This is a genomic window from Streptomyces sp. B5E4 (genome assembly GCF_039871555.1).
GTDB lineage: Bacteria > Actinomycetota > Actinomycetes > Streptomycetales > Streptomycetaceae > Streptomyces.
Genome location: NZ_JBDPMI010000007.1, coordinates 63,041 through 80,114, shown reverse-complemented (window position 1 = coordinate 80,114; position 17,074 = coordinate 63,041). Strand labels below are relative to the sequence as shown.

Annotated in this window: 13 protein-coding genes; 3 read left to right on the top strand and 10 right to left on the bottom strand. The window is 71.9% G+C overall.

Annotated elements, in window-relative coordinates:
• The first annotated feature begins 41 nt into the window (after positions 1-41).
• Both ABGA99_RS11945 and ABGA99_RS11940 read left to right on the top strand, forming a co-directional pair.
• Positions 42-884: a hypothetical protein gene (locus ABGA99_RS11945; RefSeq protein ID WP_347582615.1), complete on the top strand. Its 843-nt coding sequence runs from the start codon at positions 42-44 to the stop codon at positions 882-884.
• Entirely contained in the window at positions 862-1,311 is a 450-nt protein-coding gene (locus ABGA99_RS11940) for a hypothetical protein (RefSeq protein ID WP_347577787.1), read from the top strand. The genes ABGA99_RS11945 and ABGA99_RS11940 overlap by 23 nt, the downstream gene beginning before the upstream one ends.
• Positions 1,312-1,663: 352 nt before the next feature.
• Here ABGA99_RS11940 and ABGA99_RS11935 read toward each other — a convergent pair whose 3' ends face one another.
• From ABGA99_RS11935 to ABGA99_RS11890, 10 genes are all read right to left on the bottom strand, one after another.
• Positions 1,664-2,950: a TROVE domain-containing protein gene (locus ABGA99_RS11935; protein ID WP_347582614.1), complete on the bottom strand. Its 1,287-nt coding sequence runs from the start codon at positions 2,948-2,950 to the stop codon at positions 1,664-1,666.
• A 216-nt stretch (positions 2,951-3,166) separates the two neighbouring features.
• On the bottom strand, positions 3,167-4,243 hold the full coding sequence (locus tag ABGA99_RS11930; protein ID WP_347582613.1) for a glycoside hydrolase family 5 protein: 1,077 nt from the start codon (positions 4,241-4,243) through the stop codon (positions 3,167-3,169).
• A 79-nt stretch (positions 4,244-4,322) separates the two neighbouring features.
• Positions 4,323-6,779 carry a glycoside hydrolase family 3 C-terminal domain-containing protein gene (locus tag ABGA99_RS11925; protein ID WP_347577687.1) on the bottom strand — a complete coding sequence of 819 codons (2,457 nt, stop codon included), beginning with the start codon at positions 6,777-6,779 and terminating at the stop codon, positions 4,323-4,325.
• On the bottom strand, positions 6,776-7,873 hold the full coding sequence (locus tag ABGA99_RS11920; RefSeq protein ID WP_347577688.1) for an oligopeptide/dipeptide ABC transporter ATP-binding protein: 1,098 nt from the start codon (positions 7,871-7,873) through the stop codon (positions 6,776-6,778). The genes ABGA99_RS11925 and ABGA99_RS11920 overlap by 4 nt, the downstream gene beginning before the upstream one ends.
• Positions 7,870-8,970 carry an ABC transporter ATP-binding protein gene (locus tag ABGA99_RS11915; protein WP_347582612.1) on the bottom strand — a complete coding sequence of 367 codons (1,101 nt, stop codon included), beginning with the start codon at positions 8,968-8,970 and terminating at the stop codon, positions 7,870-7,872. Before ABGA99_RS11915 ends, ABGA99_RS11920 begins: the two co-directional genes overlap by 4 nt.
• 12 nt (positions 8,971-8,982) lie before the next feature.
• Positions 8,983-10,086, bottom strand: coding sequence for an ABC transporter permease (locus ABGA99_RS11910; protein ID WP_347582611.1), 1,104 nt, complete (start codon positions 10,084-10,086; stop codon positions 8,983-8,985).
• Between the two features lie 9 nt (positions 10,087-10,095).
• Positions 10,096-11,088 carry an ABC transporter permease gene (locus ABGA99_RS11905; RefSeq protein WP_347577691.1) on the bottom strand — a complete coding sequence of 331 codons (993 nt, stop codon included), beginning with the start codon at positions 11,086-11,088 and terminating at the stop codon, positions 10,096-10,098.
• A gap of 30 nt (positions 11,089-11,118) precedes the next feature.
• Positions 11,119-13,092: an ABC transporter substrate-binding protein gene (locus tag ABGA99_RS11900; protein WP_347582610.1), complete on the bottom strand. Its 1,974-nt coding sequence runs from the start codon at positions 13,090-13,092 to the stop codon at positions 11,119-11,121.
• A gap of 18 nt (positions 13,093-13,110) precedes the next feature.
• Positions 13,111-14,712: an FAD-dependent oxidoreductase gene (locus tag ABGA99_RS11895; RefSeq protein WP_347577693.1), complete on the bottom strand. Its 1,602-nt coding sequence runs from the start codon at positions 14,710-14,712 to the stop codon at positions 13,111-13,113.
• On the bottom strand, positions 14,709-15,776 hold the full coding sequence (locus tag ABGA99_RS11890) for a LacI family DNA-binding transcriptional regulator (RefSeq protein WP_347577694.1): 1,068 nt from the start codon (positions 15,774-15,776) through the stop codon (positions 14,709-14,711). The genes ABGA99_RS11895 and ABGA99_RS11890 overlap by 4 nt, the downstream gene beginning before the upstream one ends.
• Positions 15,777-15,998: 222 nt before the next feature.
• Here ABGA99_RS11890 and ABGA99_RS11885 point away from each other — a divergent pair, with 222 nt between their 5' ends.
• A complete protein-coding gene (locus ABGA99_RS11885) occupies positions 15,999-17,012 on the top strand; it encodes an acetylxylan esterase (RefSeq protein WP_347577695.1) in 1,014 nt (337 codons plus the stop codon).
• Positions 17,013-17,074 lie beyond the last annotated feature (62 nt).

Here is a 17,074-nt window from a genome sequence, read left to right as displayed (position 1 = left end):
TCAGCGCCGACCGGCCTGACGGCGACCGGAAGGGAGAGGCGATGCAGGGTGCAGACGCGGGCGGGCAGTCCGCGGCCGTGCCCGCCCGGGACCGACAACCTTCGGGTCGGCTCACGGTCCATGGCTCGGGCGCGCCCGTGCCCGACGACGAACTGCGCTACCTGGGCGACGAGTTGCAGGAGTGCATCGACCGGAGGACGGGTGATCAGCGGATCCTGGCGGTCCTGGCCAAGGACGGCTTCCAGGGACCGCGATACGACCGGTTCGTGAACGAGCTGGTCCGCTACGGCGTCTCCGTGCTGCGCGGGTGGATGCACTCCGGGTTCATCTTCCGGCTCGTCGCCGACCGCGGCTTCAGCCTCCACCCGCACGAGCAGGCCCTGGCGGAACTGGCGTCGGACAGCGATCTGCGGGAGGAACTGGCGACCATGACCGTGGCCCGGGCGCTGCCCCGCTTCCGGCAGCGCGCGTTCGTCGAGGGCGGCTGGTCCACCGAGGGCGGCGCGAGCATCACCACGTACTTCATGGGCGCCTGCGTGTACGAATTCCCCAACGAGTACCGGCGGTACCGGGCCGGGGAGGAGCGGCAGCGCCGCGCCGTGCAGGAGGAGCAGGTCTTCTACGGGGACCCGGCCTGCCCGACCAGCGTGGCCGACGACGTCCTGGGCGAACTGGCCGTACGCGAGCACCTGAACGGTCTCGACGACCCACGGACCCAAGCCGCGGTGGCGCTCACCATCGATGGCTACTCCCAGGAGGAGATCCGCCAACTCCTCGACGCGGCCTCGGTGAGGGCCATCGAAGGGATGCTCTACCGGTGGCGGACCAAGGCCAAGCGGGACAGCGAGGGAGGTGACCGGAATGGCCGGCGATCGAGACGATGACTTCGAGGCGCTGCTGGAGCAGTCGTCCCTGGGCAGCCCGGCGGCCCGGCGCCTGCGCGAGCGCACACCGACCAAGCGGGCATCATTCATCCGCATGATCACCGAGCTGCGCGGCGAGATCGCACATCCCGGCGATGACGCAGAGGAGGCCCGGGCCGCCCGCGACCTGCAGCACCTGCTGAGGACCGTGGGGTACCGCGCCCAGGTCGAGGTTCCGCACCGGCCGCGCGACCCGGCACATGCGCATGCTCCTGCGCCGGCCAAGACCGTCCTGGGCACGGTCGAGACCGACGACAGCATGACCGAGATCGAGATGTGCGGAGAATTGATCATCGCTGCCTCCTGCGAGCCGGGAGTACGGCTCAGCCTGGAGCGCATCGACGAGGTACTCGGGGTCAGGACCGACGAAGACAGCACCGCTCATTGACGGCCGGACCGGTGGTGCGTCAAGCACCTCGGTCCGCACCCGGTGGACCGGCTCAAGGTCGTGCAGGGGGCGTGGTGGGGCAATCGGTGCAGTCGTGCCGCCGGTGCGCTCGATGGATCGAGTGGGTTCGATGGGGATCAGCACTGCCGGTGCGGGCTGTGCGTAGCCGGCGGCGGCCAAATCGTCGAGGACGGCACCCCGCCGGCCGGCTTCACATGCCAGGGCGGGGACTTCGACGCTGCCCCGGTGATCCCCTGACCGCTGACCTGCGAGACCGGCCATCGTCCCCGTAACGCCGTGGGGGAGAGAGGTCTGCTGCTGCCCGGGGCACGCCCCGGGCAGCAGCGTACGGTCAGTTCTCCCAGGGCCAGCCGGTGGTGCGGTCGCTGCTGAGGAGGCCGACCATGCGGAACAGCGCGTCGCTGAAGCCGCCGATCTCGTACCGGTGCGGCCGGTCGGTGTCGATCGACGCCTTTCCGTAGCCGGTGGTGTCGATGCCGAACATCGGCACCTCGGCCGGGATCGCGTCGGACACCGACTTCCCCCGGCCCCGGCCCGGGTACGCGAACGCCTGCATGTCCGAGACGATCACGACGCGGTCGGGGCCGCCGTACGTCGCCCGCAGCGCGGCAACGGTCTCGGTGCCGTGCCCGACCTCGCCGACGCGCTCGCAGAACTCCTCCGCCTGCCGCAGCACGCTGCCGCCCTTCGCCAGCGGGTGCCGGAACACGCCGTCGGCGAAGCCCACCAGGTCGATGTCGCAGCCCCGCACGGCGAGTGCGGTGCCGAACAGTGCGCCGATGTCGACGTGCCGCACCCGGCTCTTCGCCGACACCCCCATGCCCATCGAGCCGGACGTGTCGACCAGAACGAGGGTGCGCCCCGGCAGGGCCGGGCTGTTCCCCGTGGACGCGGCGAGCGCCTGCTCCAGGGCGTGGCCCCAGCGCAACGACGGCGCCGCCCGGTACGCGGACAGGAACCGGTAGGGGAACTGCCGCGAGCGGCGCACCTGCTCATGGTCCGACAGCCGCGCGGTCACCTGTGCGGCGACCTCGTCGGGCACACCGGCCTCGTCGAGGTTCCGCAGGTTGCGGCACAGCGCCATCAGCCCCATGTGCGGGATGATCGCCGTCCACGCCGCAGCGTCCATCGGCCCGAGGGATGACAGCTCCTCCCAGGTCATGCCGGCTGTCTTCAGCCGGTCGGGGTCCGCGAGGAACCATGCCCGGCGCTCGGCCGGCGGCATGGACATCGCGGCCCGGTACGCCGAGAGCACGGGCAGGCGCTCGGTGACGCGCACCGTGTCCCGCTTCCAGCGGCGGTCGGCGAGGTAGTCGAACAGGTCGGCCTGCCACGGAGCCGCCGGAGTGGGCTTGGCCAGGGTCACGACGTCGGCCATCCGCCACTGCGCGTTCGCCCCGTCGTACTTCAGGGCGGCCCGCTCGGTGAACAGCCGCGCGGCGGCATCACCGACGCCGCGCTGCACTCCGCCGGGCAGCGTCGCCTTCCCGGTGCGCTGCTTCCAGTACGCGATGAACTCGGCCGGCTCGTCGGCGCGGAGCACCGCGGACGCAACCATCTTCCGTACCGGGACGGTGGGTTCGCGGTCGGTGCCGCCGCGGCGCGCAAGCGCGGACACCGTATCCAGTTGTCGAATCCCCGAAGGGTGCTGTGAGTACCGGTCGCCCGAGGAATTCTTCTTTGTTGAAAGGAAGTAACTTCCGGGCTTCGCTTCGCGGCGGTCTCCACCGTAACAGCGCGCGGCAGAAAGGGCGTTGGATTTACTTCCGCCACCGACTCCTCCCCGCAGGCGGGCTCCGCCGCCGCCGGGGGCGGCGGAGCCCGCGTGCCGGCGTCAGCCGTGGGCCGGCTGTCCGGCGGTCCTCTTGTCGGCCAGCCACTGCTTGATGAACTGGCCCTGGTGTTCACCGCCGAGCAGGTTCCAGTTGTGGTCGTACATCATGGGCTTCCAGTAGTTGCTGTAGGCCCACGCCACCCAACTGATCTCCGGACGCGCGTCCAGGTACTGACGCAGCGGCGTGCCCCAGCCCGAGGTGGTGCCCTTGGTGACCGGGTCGGACCACGGGCCTTCCGGGTTCCAGCCGAACTCCGTGAGGATCACCGGGATCCTCTTCGCCGCGTTGCCGAACTTGGCGTCGAGGTTGGCGGCGGTCGCCGCGCCCTGGTTCGGGTAGAGGTGGTAGACGTACGCGATGTTCCCGCCGCTGATCGGGTCGGCGGCAGCCTGGTTGACGCGGGTGCTCCACTGCGGGCCGCCCATGAGGATGAGGTTCTTCGGGGCGGCGGCGCGGACCTTGTTCACGACGGGCTGGATGTAGCTCTTCCAGGTCGCCCACGAGTCGGGGTTGATGGGCTCGTTGTAGACCTCGAAGATCACGTTCGGGATGTCCTTGTACTTCGGCGCGACGTACGACCAGAAGTCCAGGACGCGCTGTTGGGGCATGCCGCCCGTGCCGCCGTAGTCCTGCACTTTGTGCAGGTCCACGATGATGTAGACACCCCGGGCGACGGCCTGCTGGACGTACGGGTCGATGTGCTGGCGGAAGTTCTCCTCCAGGCTGAGCGAGTCGTTGGGCGCCCATTCGGTGACGGGCAGCCGGATCACCTTGGAGTACCAGCCCAGAGCGGGTTCGGTGGCCCGGTTGATGAGCTCCGACATGGGCTTGGGGTTGCACTCGGTGCACTCGCCGTTGTGCCGCGGCCCGATCATGGACACGCCGCGCAGCGTGACGGGGTTGCCCGCCGCGTCCTTGATGCGGTTGCCCTCGGTCTTCAGCCAGGGCACGGCCGCCTCGGGGGCGGCGTCTTCGGGCGCCGGTCCGGCGGTGGCCTGCCCCGGGGCGATGACGGTGACGAGCACGGCCACCGCGGCCAGCAGGGCGAGCAGGAGCTTTCGTGCCTTTCTGTGCATGCGGCTCTCCTCGGAACGAAGGTTCGGTGGGGGGTGGTGCCGATGCGGGTTGCGGTCCTCCTCTCCGGAGCGGGTGGATTCAGCGGATCCGTACGGTCTCGGTGACCACAGGATCCGCCGAGCTGAAGCCGAGGTGCACCAGGTAGTCGCCGGGTTCGGTGCGCCAGGCGCCGTCCCAGTGCTGGAAGGCGCGGGCCGGGATCGTCAGGGCCGCGGTGACGGCCTCCCCTGGGCCGGCCGTCACGGTCGCATGGCCGGCGAGCCAGAGCGCCGGCCGGTCGACGGCGCTGTCCGGCCGGGACAGGTACGCCTGGACCACCTGCTTGCCGCGGCGCTGCCCGGTGTTGCGCAGGCCGACGGTGAGCAGGAGGTCGTCCCCGGGGGCGAGTTCGCCGGGGATCCGGGCCGCCGGCGGGGTCCAGGTGGTGTATCCCAGGCCGTGTCCGAACGGGTACGCGGGCACGGCACCGGACTCCAGCCAGGCGCGGTGGCCGATCCGGATGCTCTCGTCGTACGGCAGCCGCCCCGCCTCCGGTGTGGTGGAGAGCACGGGTACGTCCGCCTCGTCCGCGGGCCAGGTGGTGGGCAGCCGGCCGCCGGGCTCCACCGTGCCGAGGAGCACGTCGGCGAGCGCGTGACCGAACTCCTGGCCGCCGAACCAGGTGAGCAGCACGGCGGCGACGTCGTTGCGCCACGGCAGCAGCACCGGAGCGCCCGCGTTGACGGCGACCACGGTGCGGGTGTTGGCCGCCGCGACCGCGCGGACAAGGTCGTCCTGCCGGCCGGGGAGGGCGAGGGAGGTGCGGTCGAAGCCCTCGCTCTCCACCTCGGGACCGGTGCCGACGACGACGAGGGCGGCGTCGGCGTCACGTGCCGCCGCGGCCGCCGCTGCGATCTCGGCATCGGGTGTGCCGGTGTCGAGGTCGAGCCCGGCGACGAGGGTGACGCCGGAGTCCGGGCCCTGTCGCGGCGGCAGGTCGAGGCGGACGGCGATGTCCACCGGCTCGCCGGCGACGAGTTCGACCGGCACGCTCGCGTGCGGGGGCGCGACGAGTCCGCCGCCGAACTCCTCACCGGTGTGGACGAGTTCTCGGAGGAGTTCGGTGCCGTCGACGAGCAGCCGGAGCGTACCGGCGCCCGCGACCCCGATCCGTACCGGGCCGGACCGGTCCGGCAGGTAGCGCGTGGTGACCTCGACGGTCGCGGTGGCGCCGAGCCGGGCGGAGCCGAGGCGGGCGAGGTTGGTGTCGCGCCGGTGTTCGTCGAGGATCGCGGCGCCGTCTGCGCCGCGGCAGACGAGACGTGCGCCCGGCCGGCCGCTGACCGGATCGGTGAGGTCGCCGCCCGCGAAGGGGGCGATGCCGCGCTGTGCGAGGGCGCCGAGGTGCCAGGTGACGCTGGTGTCGGGCAGTGCGGCCCGTAGTCCCTCCATCGGCGAGACGGCCCGGGAGGGCTCGACGGTGGCGCTGCCGCCGCCCTGGGTGCGGGGCTGGAGGGCGAGGTGTCCGATGACGGCCAGGGAACGCAGGCCGCCCGCCGGCCAGGGCAGCTCGCCGCTGTTGCGTACGAGGACGGTGCCGGCGGCGGCCACCTCCCGGGCGAGCGCGGGCCCGTCCTCGGCGGCCGGCGGCTCGGGGACGGCGGGCACGAAGCCCTCCAGTGCGCCGACCCGGGCCGCGAGGCGGAGGATCCGCAGCACCTTCTCGTCGACGGTCTCTTCGGGCACGCGGCCTTCCCGCACGGCCGCGGTCAGCTTGTCGCCCCACGGGCCGTCGGGGCCGGGCATCACCAGGTCCTGGCGGGCCAGGGCCGCGGGCGCGGTGCTGCGGACGGCCCACCAGTCGGAGACCACGACACCGTCGAAGCCCCATTCTCCGCACAGCGGCTCGGCGAGCAGCGGGTGCTCGGTCATCGTGGTGCCGTTGACGGAGTTGTAGGCGGACATCACCATCCAGGGCCGCTCGTCGACCACGGTGTCTTCGAAGGCGGCGAGGTACAGCTCGCGCAGGGCGCGCTCGCCGATGCGGTTGTCGACGGTGAGGCGGTCGGTCTCCGCGTCGTTGGCGACGTAGTGCTTGGGTGTGGCGCCGACGCCGCCGCCCTGCACCCCGCGTACGAACGCGGCGGCGAGCCGTGAGGTGAGCAGCGGGTCCTCGGAGTACGCCTCGAAGTGCCGGCCGCCCAGCGGGCTGCGGTGCAGGTTGATGGTGGGGCCGAGGACGACGTCGACGCCCATGCGGCGGGCTTCGTGGGCGATGATCGCGCCGTAGCGGTAGGCGAGCCGTAGGTCCCAGGAGGCGGCCAGGGCGGTGGCGGAGGGCAGGTTGAGCGCCGTGAAGCGGCCGTCCCAGCTCTCGCCACGGACACCGCTGGGTCCGTCGGACAGGACGATCCGGCGCAGGCCGACGGCGGGCTCGGCGTGCAGGGCCCAGTTGTCGGCGCCGGTGAGCAGCCGCACCTTCTGCTCCAGGGTGAGCTTGCCGACGAGGTCCCGGAGCGCTGCCGTGGCGGGCTCCGACGCGGTGGTGTCGGTCATGCGGTCGCTCCAGGGGTTTCGTGGACGCCGGTCAGCGTGAGTTCGGCGGCAAGGTGGCAGGCGACCCGGTGTCCCGCGTCGGCGCGACCGGGGGCGGGCGCCGGCCGGGGCGGTTCTTCCGGGACGTCGCAGACGCCGGGGCGGGCGAAGCGGCAGCGGGTACGGAACGCGCAGCCGGCCGGCGGGTGCGCCGGGTCGGGCAGATCGTCGGAGAGCCGGATACGGCGGGCGCTGCCGCGCAGCCGCGGGTCGGGGCGGGGCACCGCGGACAGCAGTGCCTCGGTGTAGGGGTGGCGGGGGCGGGCGTACAGCTCGTCCGTCTCGGCCAGCTCGACGATCCTGCCGAGATACATCACGGCGACCCGGTCGCACACGCTCTCCACCACCGACAGGTCGTGGGAGATGAACAGGTAGGTCAGCGCCAGCTCGTCCTGCAGGTCGCGCAGCAGGTTCAGGATCTGGGCGCGGACGGACACGTCGAGGGCGGAGACCGGCTCGTCGGCGACGACCAGTTTCGGGTCCACGATCAGCGCGCGGGCGATGCTGACGCGCTGCCGCTCGCCGCCGGAGAAGGCGTGCGGGTAGCGGTGCAGGTACTTCGGCGACAGCCCGACGCGGGTGAGCATGTCCGCCACCCGGTCCTCCAGTTCCGCGCCGGTGGCGATGCCGTACGAGCGCAGCGGCTCACCGACGATCTGCAGCAGGGTCATGCGGGGGTTGAGGGAGGAGAACGGGTCCTGGAAGACGACCCGTACCTGCCGCTGGTACGCGCGCAGCCCGCGGCCGGACAGGCCGGCGACGTCCACCGGCTCCGCTTCCGCCGCGGGCCGGTAGGTGATCCGGCCGGCGGTGGGCTGCAGGATGCGGGCGACGCTGCGGCCGAGGGTGGTCTTGCCGCAGCCCGACTCCCCCACCAGGCCCAGGGTTTCGCCGGGCCGGACCGACAGGTCGACGCCGTCGACCGCGCGGACGTGGCCGACGGTGCGGCCGAGGAAACCGTGCTTGACGGGGAAGTGCGTGCGCAGGCCGCCGATGTCGAGGACCGGGGCCGTGCGGGCGGCGGGGGCGGTGTCCGGGAACGCGGTGTGGGTCATGGCCGGCCTCCTTCGGCCGTGGCCGCCGCGGGGACGGCCGGTGGCGTGTCGCCGTGCAGCACGCAGCGGACCCTGCGGTGTTCGGACAGTGCCGTCTCCGGCGGCTCCGCCGTGTCGCAGACTCCGGCGACCGCGCTCGCGCAGCGCGGGTGGAACGGGCAGCCGGCGGGGCGCTCGGAGGGGTGCGGGACGTTGCCGCGGATGGTGGCGAGCCGCTGCCGGGCACCGGCGCCCATGCGGGGGACGGAGCCGAGGAGGGCCCGGGTGTAGGGGTGGGCGGGGTCGTGGAAGATGGCGTCCACGGGGCCCTGCTCGACCACCGTGCCGAGGTACATCACCACCACCTCGTCCGCGACCTCGGCGACCACACCGAGGTCGTGGGTGATGAAGAGGACCGACATGCCGGAGTCGGCCTGGATCTCGGTCAGCAGGTCCAGGATCCGGGCCTGGGTGGTGACGTCCAGCGCGGTGGTCGGCTCGTCGGCGATGAGCAGTTCGGGCTCGCAGGACAGCGCGATGGCGATCATCACGCGCTGGCACATGCCGCCGGAGAGCTGGAAGGAGTAGGCGTCCATGCGCCGCTCGGCGCCGGGGATGCCCACCCGCTCCAGCAGGTGTACGGCACGCGCGCGGGCCGCCTCCCGGGTCAGCGGCAGGTGCAGCCGGATGGCCTCGACGAGTTGGTCGCCGACGGTGTACATGGGCGACAGGGCGGCCATCGGTTCCTGGAAGACCATGGCGATCCGGCCGCCGCGTACGGCACGGATCTCCTCGCCCCGCGGGTCGAGCGCGGCCAGGTCGACGGATGCGGCCTCCGCGGCGTCCGCGGCGTCCGCGGTGCCTTCGGCGTCCGCGGCGGCCTTGACGGAGAAGCGGATCGAGCCGCCGACGATCCGGCCCGGCTCCTCGATCAGGCCGAGTACCGAGCGTGCGGTCACGCTCTTGCCGCAACCCGACTCCCCGACGACGCAGACGATCCTGCCGCGCGGGACGGTGAAGCTCACCCCGTCCACGGCGCGGACGGTGCCCTCCTGGGTGTCGAAGTGCGTCTTCAGGTCGCTGATGTCGAGCAACGGGGGGTCCGGTTCAGGGGCCATCGTCTGGTTCCGTCACTTCCTGTAGGGGTCCGCCGCGTCGCGCAACCCGTCGCCGGCGAAGTTGAGGGCCAGTACCGCGGTGACGACGGCGAGGCCGGGGAGCATCAGCCACGGGGCGTCGGAGAGCACGCGGATGTTCTGCGCGTCCTGCAGCAGGACACCCCAGCTCACGACGGGCGCCTGGAGGCCGAGGCCGAGGAAGCTCAGCGCGGTCTCGGCCAGGATCATCGCCGGGATCGACAGCGAGAGCTGGGCGATGAGGTGGCTGCTGGTGGACGGCAGCAGGTGCCGGAAGATCACGCGGCGCCGGGTGCAGCCGTCCAGGCGGGCCGCGGTGACGAACTCCTCCTGGCGCAGGGCGAGGAAGCGGCCGCGTACCTCCCGGGCCAGATGGGTCCAGCCGATCATGGCCAGCACCACGGTGATGGCGAAGTACCGCCGCAGTGGACCCCAGTCGGGCGGCAGGGCCGCCGCCAGGCCCAGCCACAGGGGCAGATGGGGCAGGGACATGAAGAACTCGACGAGCCGCTGGATCGCGGTGTCGGTCCTGCCGCCCAGGTAGCCGGAGATCCCGCCGAGCGTCACGCCGAGGAGGAAGGCCACCACGACGCCCACCAGTCCGATGGTCATGGACACCCGGGTGCCGTGGATGAGTTCGGAGAGCAGGTCGTGGCCGTTGCGGTCGGCGCCCAGCAGGAACATCGCGGCGCCCGGCTCCTTGGGGCCGATGAGGTGGCGGTCCCAGGGGATGAGGCCGAAGAGGTGGTACTCGTCGCCCTTGACGAAGAAGCCGATGGGGACGTCGGCCGACGGATCGGTGGTGAAGGTCTGCTCGTACGTCTCGTCGTCCACGGTCGTCGTGTAGCCGTCGACGTGCAGGCCGCCGCTGAACCGGATCGTCTGCGGCGGGGCGTACGGGTAGTCGTCGTCGAGGTAGTCCGTGCCGTAGGGCGCCAGGAACTCCGCGAACAGTGCGACGAAGTAGAAGGCGAGGGTGACGACGAGGCCGGCCATGGCGAGCTTGTGCCTGCGGAACCGCCGCCAGATGAGCCGCCATTGGGAGGCTCCGTGCCTGCCGGTTTCTGCGGCCGGCGCGGGCCGGGTGCGTATGCGCATGGTCGTCCCTCATCCCTGGGCCAGCCGGACCCGTGGGTCCAGCCAGGCCAGCAGTACGTCGGAGAGCAGGGTGCCGATCACGGTCAGCATGCTGACGATGAGAATGATCGAGCTGGCCAGGTACATGTCCTGGCTGCGCAGCGCGCCCAGCAGCAGCGGCCCGGTGGTGGGCAGCGACAGCACCTGGGAGACGATGACCTCGCCGGACACCAGCGCCGGCAGCACGTAGCCGACGTTGGAGACGAACGGGTTGAGCGCGACCCGCAGCGGATACTTCAGAACCAGCCTCCGCTCCGGCATGCCGCGCGCGCGGGCGGCGACGACGTACGGCTTGCGCAGTTCGTCCAGCAGATTGGCGCGCAGCACCCGCACCAGGCCGGCGGTGCCGGCCGCTCCCAGCACCAGGACGGGCACCCACAGATGGCTGAGGAGGTCGAGGAACTTGCCCAGGTTCCAGGCCGCGTCCTCGTATTCGGGCGAGTAGAGTCCGCCGACGCTCATGCCGAAGACGCTGTGGCCGAGGTACATCAGGACCAGCGCGATCATGAAGTTGGGGATGGCCAGGCCGAGGAACCCGACGGTGGTGGCCAGGTAGTCGCCGACCGAGTACTGCCGGACCGCCGAGTACAGGCCGACGGGGAAGGCCAGGAGCCAGGTCGCCAGGAGGGTGGAGACCGCGAGCACCACCGTGAGCGGCAGCCGGTCCATGACGAGGCTGGAGACGGACTTGCCGTACTCGAAGGACTCCCCGAAGTCGCCGTGCAGCACGATCGCGGTGACCCACTTCGCGTACTGCTCGTACACCGGCTCGCCGAGCCCGTAGCGCTCGCGCAGCGCGGACATCTGCGCCTCGTCCATCCGCTCGCCCTGGTTCTCCAGCCGGGCGGCGAGGGTGGTCAGGAAGTCACCCGGGGGTAGCTGGATGATGGCGAAGGCCACCACGGAGATCCCGAAGAGCGTGGGGATCATGTAGAGGCACCGACGTGCCAGGTAGCTCAACACTGCTCGACCGTCCCGTCAGCCGTGTGCCGGTCACGCGCCGATGGCGAACTGCTCGGGGTTCATGGCGCCCGGCATGGGGAACTTGGCGGCGAAGAAGCTCTTCGGGGGTACGTTGCGGAAGGTCTCGCCCACGACGCCGTAGCCCGGCAGCGGGGTGCTGATCCCGATGGTGTAGAACTGCTCCTTCGCGATGGCGAGGATCTGCTTCATCGTCGCCGCACGCCGCTTCTCGTCCGTCTCGGCCGCGATCTTCTCGTGGTAGAGGCGGTACTGCTCCTTGGCGTGCGCCGGCGGTTCCATGCCGTCCTGCCCGCCGGTGGCCAGCCAGGTGAACCACTCGGGGCAGAAGGAGTTGTTCTCGCCCCACTCCGGCATGAAGAAGGCGGGGGTGCTGACCGGGTCCAGGGCACCGTCCCCGTCCCAGGCGAGTGCCTCGTGGCCGTTGCCCTGGATGAGCTGCATCCGCAGGGTCTCGTCCTCGGCCTGCACGCTCATCCGCACGCCGACGGCCTCCCACATGGGCTTGATGATCTCCAGCGCGTCGGCCAGCTCGGGCTTCCCCGCTCCGGCGCTGACCAGGATGCGGAAGGAGACCGGCTCGCCGTCCGGGCCGAGCCGCAGCCCGTCGCCGTTCTTCCGCAGACCCGCCCGGTCCAGGTGCTCGTTCGCCTTGTCGATGTCGTACGCGGTGTACTGCTTGGCCATCTCCTCGTCGAAGAAGCCGGATTCGCGCGCGGGCGCGACCTGCCAGGGCTCGCCCTGGCGGGCGTGCACCGCTTTGATGACCTTCCTGCGGTCGATGGCGTACGACAGGCCGATGCGGAAGTCGCGGTTGCCGAAGACCTCCCGCTTCGTCTCGTCCTTACAGGTGAGGTTGAGCATGATCGTCAGGGTGTTGAGCTTGTCCGACGCCAGGTCGAAGAAGCGGTAGTGCCCCTTGGCCCGGTCCCGGGCCAGCACCGGCTTGTTCTTGGTGGTGGTGACGTTGCGCTCGATCATGTCGATGTCGCCCCGCAGCACGTTGAGCAGCACCACCTCGGCGTCCTGGGCCATGGCGAAGTCGACGCCGTCCAGGTAGGGAAGCTGGTTGCCCTCCGGATCGACCTTGAAGTAGTAGGGGTTGCGGGTGAACCGCATCCGCGTGCCCTCGCCGATCGCGTCGTCGGGCAGCCAGGCGTGCAACCGGGGCAGCCGCGCGTCCTTCCAGAGCATGCCGGCGTACAGCGCGTCCTGGAGCAGCTCCATGGGCCCCGCGTAGTCCATCTCCGTGGCCGCCTTCTCGGCGTCAGGGCTCAGGTCGGGGTGGAACCGGCCGAGGTAGTGCTTGGGCAGCCGGGTCAGCATGTCGTACACCTCGTTGGCCATGCCCGTCAGATAGAGGGCGTTGGGCCCGGCGAAGGTGAACTCCACGGTGTACGCGTCGATCTTCCGCAGCTTCGCCGGGCCGCCGCCGACGGTGTACTGGCCCGGCGTGTCCGGGATGATCTCCTTGTTCATGATCAGGTCCCGGAAGGCGAACTCGATGTCGTCCGCGGTGAAGGGTTCGCCGTCGGACCACTTCAGGCCCTTGCGGAGCCTGAACGTCACCCGGGTGGCGTCCGCGCTCTCGGTGAAGGACTCGGCGACGTTGGGGATGATCTTCTGCCAGTCCCGGTCCCAGCGGACCAGGTTCTCGTAGGCGAAGGCGTAGCCGAGGCGGCCGGCGTCGCCCGCGCCGATGAGCGCGTTGCGCCAGGTGCCGCCGTAGGCGGCCACCCGGTCGACGGGGCGGACCACGAGCGGCTCCGCGGGAAGCCGCTTCGACAGCGCCGGCAGCTTCCCCTCGTCGACCAGCCGCTGCAGCTCGGGCGCCTGGCCCCTGCCCTCGACCGGTCCCGTGTCCCCGCCGCCCGCCGGATCCGTACTGAAGTCGCAGCCGTTCAGCGTGAGTCCGCCGACGGCCCCGGCCGCCACCAGTGACCCGCCGGCCATCAGCAGCCTTCTCCTGTCGATGCGTCCCGTCATCTTCTCGCTCCCTCGGGTTCAGTAACCGCGGATGTCGGGCCAGGCGAGCTCGACGCCGTGGCCGGTCAACGCGCTCTGGTAGTCCGCCAGTCGGGCGGGCTCGGCGCGGACCTGGTGCGGGGTGGTGCGGTGGCGCAGGCAGTACGCGGCGAGCAGGCCGGCGGCCTCGCCGGCGTTCCACTCGACCGGGTGCAGCCGGTAGCAGCCGTTGGTGAGGTGGGTGGTGCCGATGTTCTTGGCGGCGGGCAGCAGGTTGCGCACCCGCTCGGGCAGCAGGGCGCCCAGCGGGATACGAAAGGGCGAGGAGCCCACGTCGATGTAGTTGTCGCCGCCGGTGGAGGGGTGCAGGTCGATGCGGTACGAGCCGATGCCGACGGAGTCCTCGTACGCCACCGCCCCGCGATCACCCCGCACCGCGAGGGACACGTCCTGTTCCGTCACCGTGTAGACGGCCCGGATGCGCCGGGACTCGCGGATGTACGGGCCCTTGCACAGCCCGTCCGCCGTGCCCACCACGTCGCCGCGCAGCCGCAGCCCGGGCAGGCCGGTGCTCCCGTCGGGGCGCGGCATCTCCGTCTGCATCCAGTACAGGAAGGACAGGCTCATCTGGCGCGCGCCGGCCAGGTGGCGCGCGACCGCCGCGGGCTCGACCTCGTAGAGCGGCCCCTCGACGTAGTCGATCATCGGCCAGTTGACGATGACGACGTCACTGGCGAGCGTGCCCTCCTCGAAGGCGGAGCGGGCGAGGACGCGGCGGAAGGCCCACAGGTCGAGGTCGCCCGCGAGGCCCTGGACGGCGGGCTCGCCTGGCGCGGGGTTGGGAACCAGCACGCGGGTCGTCGCCCGCAGCGTCTGCGGCTTGGGCGCGACCATGCTGAACATCCGGTCGGGCCAGTACGGGGGGCGGTAGTCGCGCCAGAAGCCGTAGTCGTCCGGCTTGTCGATGGTGTGGTCCTCGCCGGCCCGGTGCTCGACGGCGAAGCACCAGGAGGCGGCCTGCATGTTGAGCGGCTGCCGCCGCGCGGGGGCGCTGGGCTCCCCGGTGTCGGCCTGCGACTCGAACCCCGTGACGTACTCGGTGCCGGTGAGCGGCAGCAGCTCGCCGGTCTCCGTGGCGTCCAGGAAGTACGCGGCGGTCACCGTGGCGTCGGCGCCGGAGTCGAGGTCGCGGAGCGTCACGCTGGTGACGGTGTCGCCGTCGGTGGTCGCCGAGACGGGGCGGTGCCTGACCCGCAGATCCAGCAGGCCGCTCGCCTGGTGCGGCGCGAGCATGGCCCGCAGCACGGCGTGCGCCGCGCTCGGCTCCGCGCACAGCGCGCTCACCCGGCCGGCGCCGGGGTTGAGGGCCGGCTGCCGGCGCGCGGCCGCCGCCAGCGGGTACCACCGCCGGTAGTAGTCGCGGATCCCGTCCCGGAGCCGGCGGTAACTCGCGGTGCAGCCGAACTGCTCGATCCACGGGTGCTCGTCGGGCGGCGTGCCCTGGACGGTCAACTGGCCGCCGATCCAGTCGTACTCCTCGGTGAGGACCACCCTGAGGCCCGAGCGGGCGGCGGCCAGCGCGGCGGCCACGCCGCCGAGCCCTCCCCCGACGACGGCTATGTCGGCGTGCAGCTCCGTCATGCTTCTCCCCCCGCAGCGCTCGTCGGGGCCGCGGCGACGGTTTCCCCGCCGGGCGGCGTGCAGGGCAGCAGGATCTGGTCCTCGCCCGGCGCGTCGGGGGCGTCGAGCAGCCGCAGGAGCAGCCGTACGGCCTCACGGCCGATCTCCCGGCGGGGGATCTCCACGCAGCTCCAGCCGGTCCCGGGGTACGGGCCCGTCTCCGTACCCCGCAGCACGACGAGCGAGAGCTGCGCGGGTATGACCAGGCCCCGCGCGGCGGCGAAGCCGGCGATCCGGCCGGCGAACGACTCCTCCTCGGCGACGAACGCCGTCATCCCGGACGCCAGGGCCAGGTCGAACCACTCCTGGGTGAGGTCCCCGTCGTTCATCAGCACCGGAAGCTGAGGGATGCCGGCGTCCGCGCAGGCGGCGCGGTAGCCGGCCTCGCGGTCGGCGACGGCCTCGACCCGGTGCGTGATGCCGAGGTAGCCGACCCGGCGGTGGCCCAGCGAGACCAGCCGGGCGACGGCCTCCCGGGTCGCCTCGGCGTAATCGGCGCTGACCCAGGCGATGTCGGCGCCCGGCACCTCGCGGCGGCCGATATGCACGAAGGGGTAGCCCTCCCGGCTGAGCCGGGCGAGGTCGGAGTGGTCGTGCGCGACGCCGAGCAGCACGCTGCCGTCGGCGACGTTGAGCCGGTTCGAGCCGTCGCTGTAGAGCTGGCGCTGACCGTCGGGGCCCTCCGTGGAGGTGAACAGAACCAGGTCGTGTCCCTCGGCGACGGCCTGCTCCTCCACTCCGACCAGGAACTCGTGGTAGAAGTCGCGGCTGGCGATCGGGAAGACCGACTCGAAGGTGTGCACCCCGATCATCCGGTTGCGCTTGCCCTTGAGGCTGCGCGCGGCGGGATTCGCCGCGTAGCCGAGGTCGCGGACGGCCTGGCGGACCAGTTGCTCCGTCTCGACCGGAATCCGGTGGTCGGTGGCGCGACCGTTCACGACGGCGGAGACGGTCGCCTGCGAGACGCCCGCGCGGCGGGCGACGTCGGCCTGGGTCGGTGCCCCACGACGGCGTTTGACTGACAAAGGAACCCCTTGCTGTTACGTATCAGCAGATGGCCAACAGGACTTGAGTCCTCATTGCTGTTTCGTAACAGCGACCATAGGAGCGGGTCATGACCCCGTCAACAGGCGGTGGCGAACGAATTTCCGGCGGGTTTCCCGGTGTTGAGGACGGCACCGCTCGCACGCGTGGAGCGGCCCGGGTAGCGTGGGCCGAACGGCGGTGGCGGGCGGGAGACTCGGGTGGTGCGGACGGGCGGTAGCGGTCATGACCACCGCCCGCCTGGGCGGACAGCCGGCCTGGCACACGACCTGCCCTTCGATCCCACCTACGGATACGACCTGGACCGGTTGCTCGCCGTGCCCGCCCCCGACGCCCCCTCCGGCTTCCAGGAGTTCTGGCGCTCCTTGTACGCCGAAGCCCGCTGCACGCGGGTCGCACCCCGCCTCGGCACCCGCGCGGGGACGATCGGCCGGCGGGAAGCGGTGGCGGTGCACGAGGTCGCGTACACCTCGCTCGACGGGCGCCGCATCGGCGGCTGGCTGACCCTGCCCGCGGACGGGCAGGTGCGCCAGGGCTGCGTCGTCACGCACGGCTACGGCGGCCGGGAGGGCCCGGATCCGGCGCTGCTGCCGCCCGGCACGGCGGCCATCTGGCCGTGCCTGCGCGGACAGGGCGCACGCAGCCTTCAACCGGACCTGCCCTCCGACCCGGCCGCGCACGTCCTGCACGGCATCGCTTCCCGGCGGTCGTACGTGCACGGAGGCTGCGCCGCCGACGTCTGGTGCGCCGCGACGGCGCTTGCGGAACTCGTGCCCGCGACGGGGCGGCGGCTCACCTACGTGGGGGCGAGCTTCGGCGGCGGCATCGGAGCGCTGGCGCTGCCGTGGGACGACCGGTTCGCAGCAGCCGTGCTCAACGTGCCCAGCTTCGGCAACCACCCGCTGCGGCTGACGCTGCCGTGCACCGGGAGCGGTGAGTCGGTCCGGCGGCACCACGCCGTGCACCCGGAAGTCGCCGACGTGCTGGCGTACTTCGACGCCGCCACCGCGGCGCGGCGCATCGGCATCCCTGTCCACGTCGGAGCCGCACTCTTCGACCCGGCCGTCCCGCCGCCGGGCCAGTTCGCCGTGCACAACGCCCTGCCCGGCCCGAAGAAGCTGCACGTCCTCACGGCGGGTCACTTCGGCCACGCCGGCCAGGCGGCGGAGGAAGCGGATCTCCTCGCCGCCCAACGCCACTTCCTGGCACGGGCCTAGCGCTCCGGCCGGAAATCGCGGCCCGGGCTGGTCAGGCCCGGCGTGCGCGCCTGGACGGCAGT

Bases quoted from the DNA above. Each gene is read 5' to 3' on its own strand.
- ABGA99_RS11895 (WP_347577693.1), bottom strand. From the start codon at position 14,712: ATGACGGAGCTGCACGCCGACATAGCCGTCGTCGGGGGAGGGCTCGGC.
- ABGA99_RS11900 (WP_347582610.1), bottom strand. From the start codon at position 13,092: ATGACGGGACGCATCGACAGGAGAAGGCTGCTGATGGCCGGCGGGTCA.
- ABGA99_RS11930 (WP_347582613.1), bottom strand. From the start codon at position 4,243: ATGCACAGAAAGGCACGAAAGCTCCTGCTCGCCCTGCTGGCCGCGGTG.
- ABGA99_RS11925 (WP_347577687.1), bottom strand. From the start codon at position 6,779: ATGACCGACACCACCGCGTCGGAGCCCGCCACGGCAGCGCTCCGGGAC.
- ABGA99_RS11910 (WP_347582611.1), bottom strand. From the start codon at position 10,086: ATGCGCATACGCACCCGGCCCGCGCCGGCCGCAGAAACCGGCAGGCAC.
- ABGA99_RS11940 (WP_347577787.1), top strand. From the start codon at position 862: ATGGCCGGCGATCGAGACGATGACTTCGAGGCGCTGCTGGAGCAGTCG.
- ABGA99_RS11920 (WP_347577688.1), bottom strand. From the start codon at position 7,873: ATGACCCACACCGCGTTCCCGGACACCGCCCCCGCCGCCCGCACGGCC.
- ABGA99_RS11945 (WP_347582615.1), top strand. From the start codon at position 42: ATGCAGGGTGCAGACGCGGGCGGGCAGTCCGCGGCCGTGCCCGCCCGG.
- ABGA99_RS11915 (WP_347582612.1), bottom strand. From the start codon at position 8,970: ATGGCCCCTGAACCGGACCCCCCGTTGCTCGACATCAGCGACCTGAAG.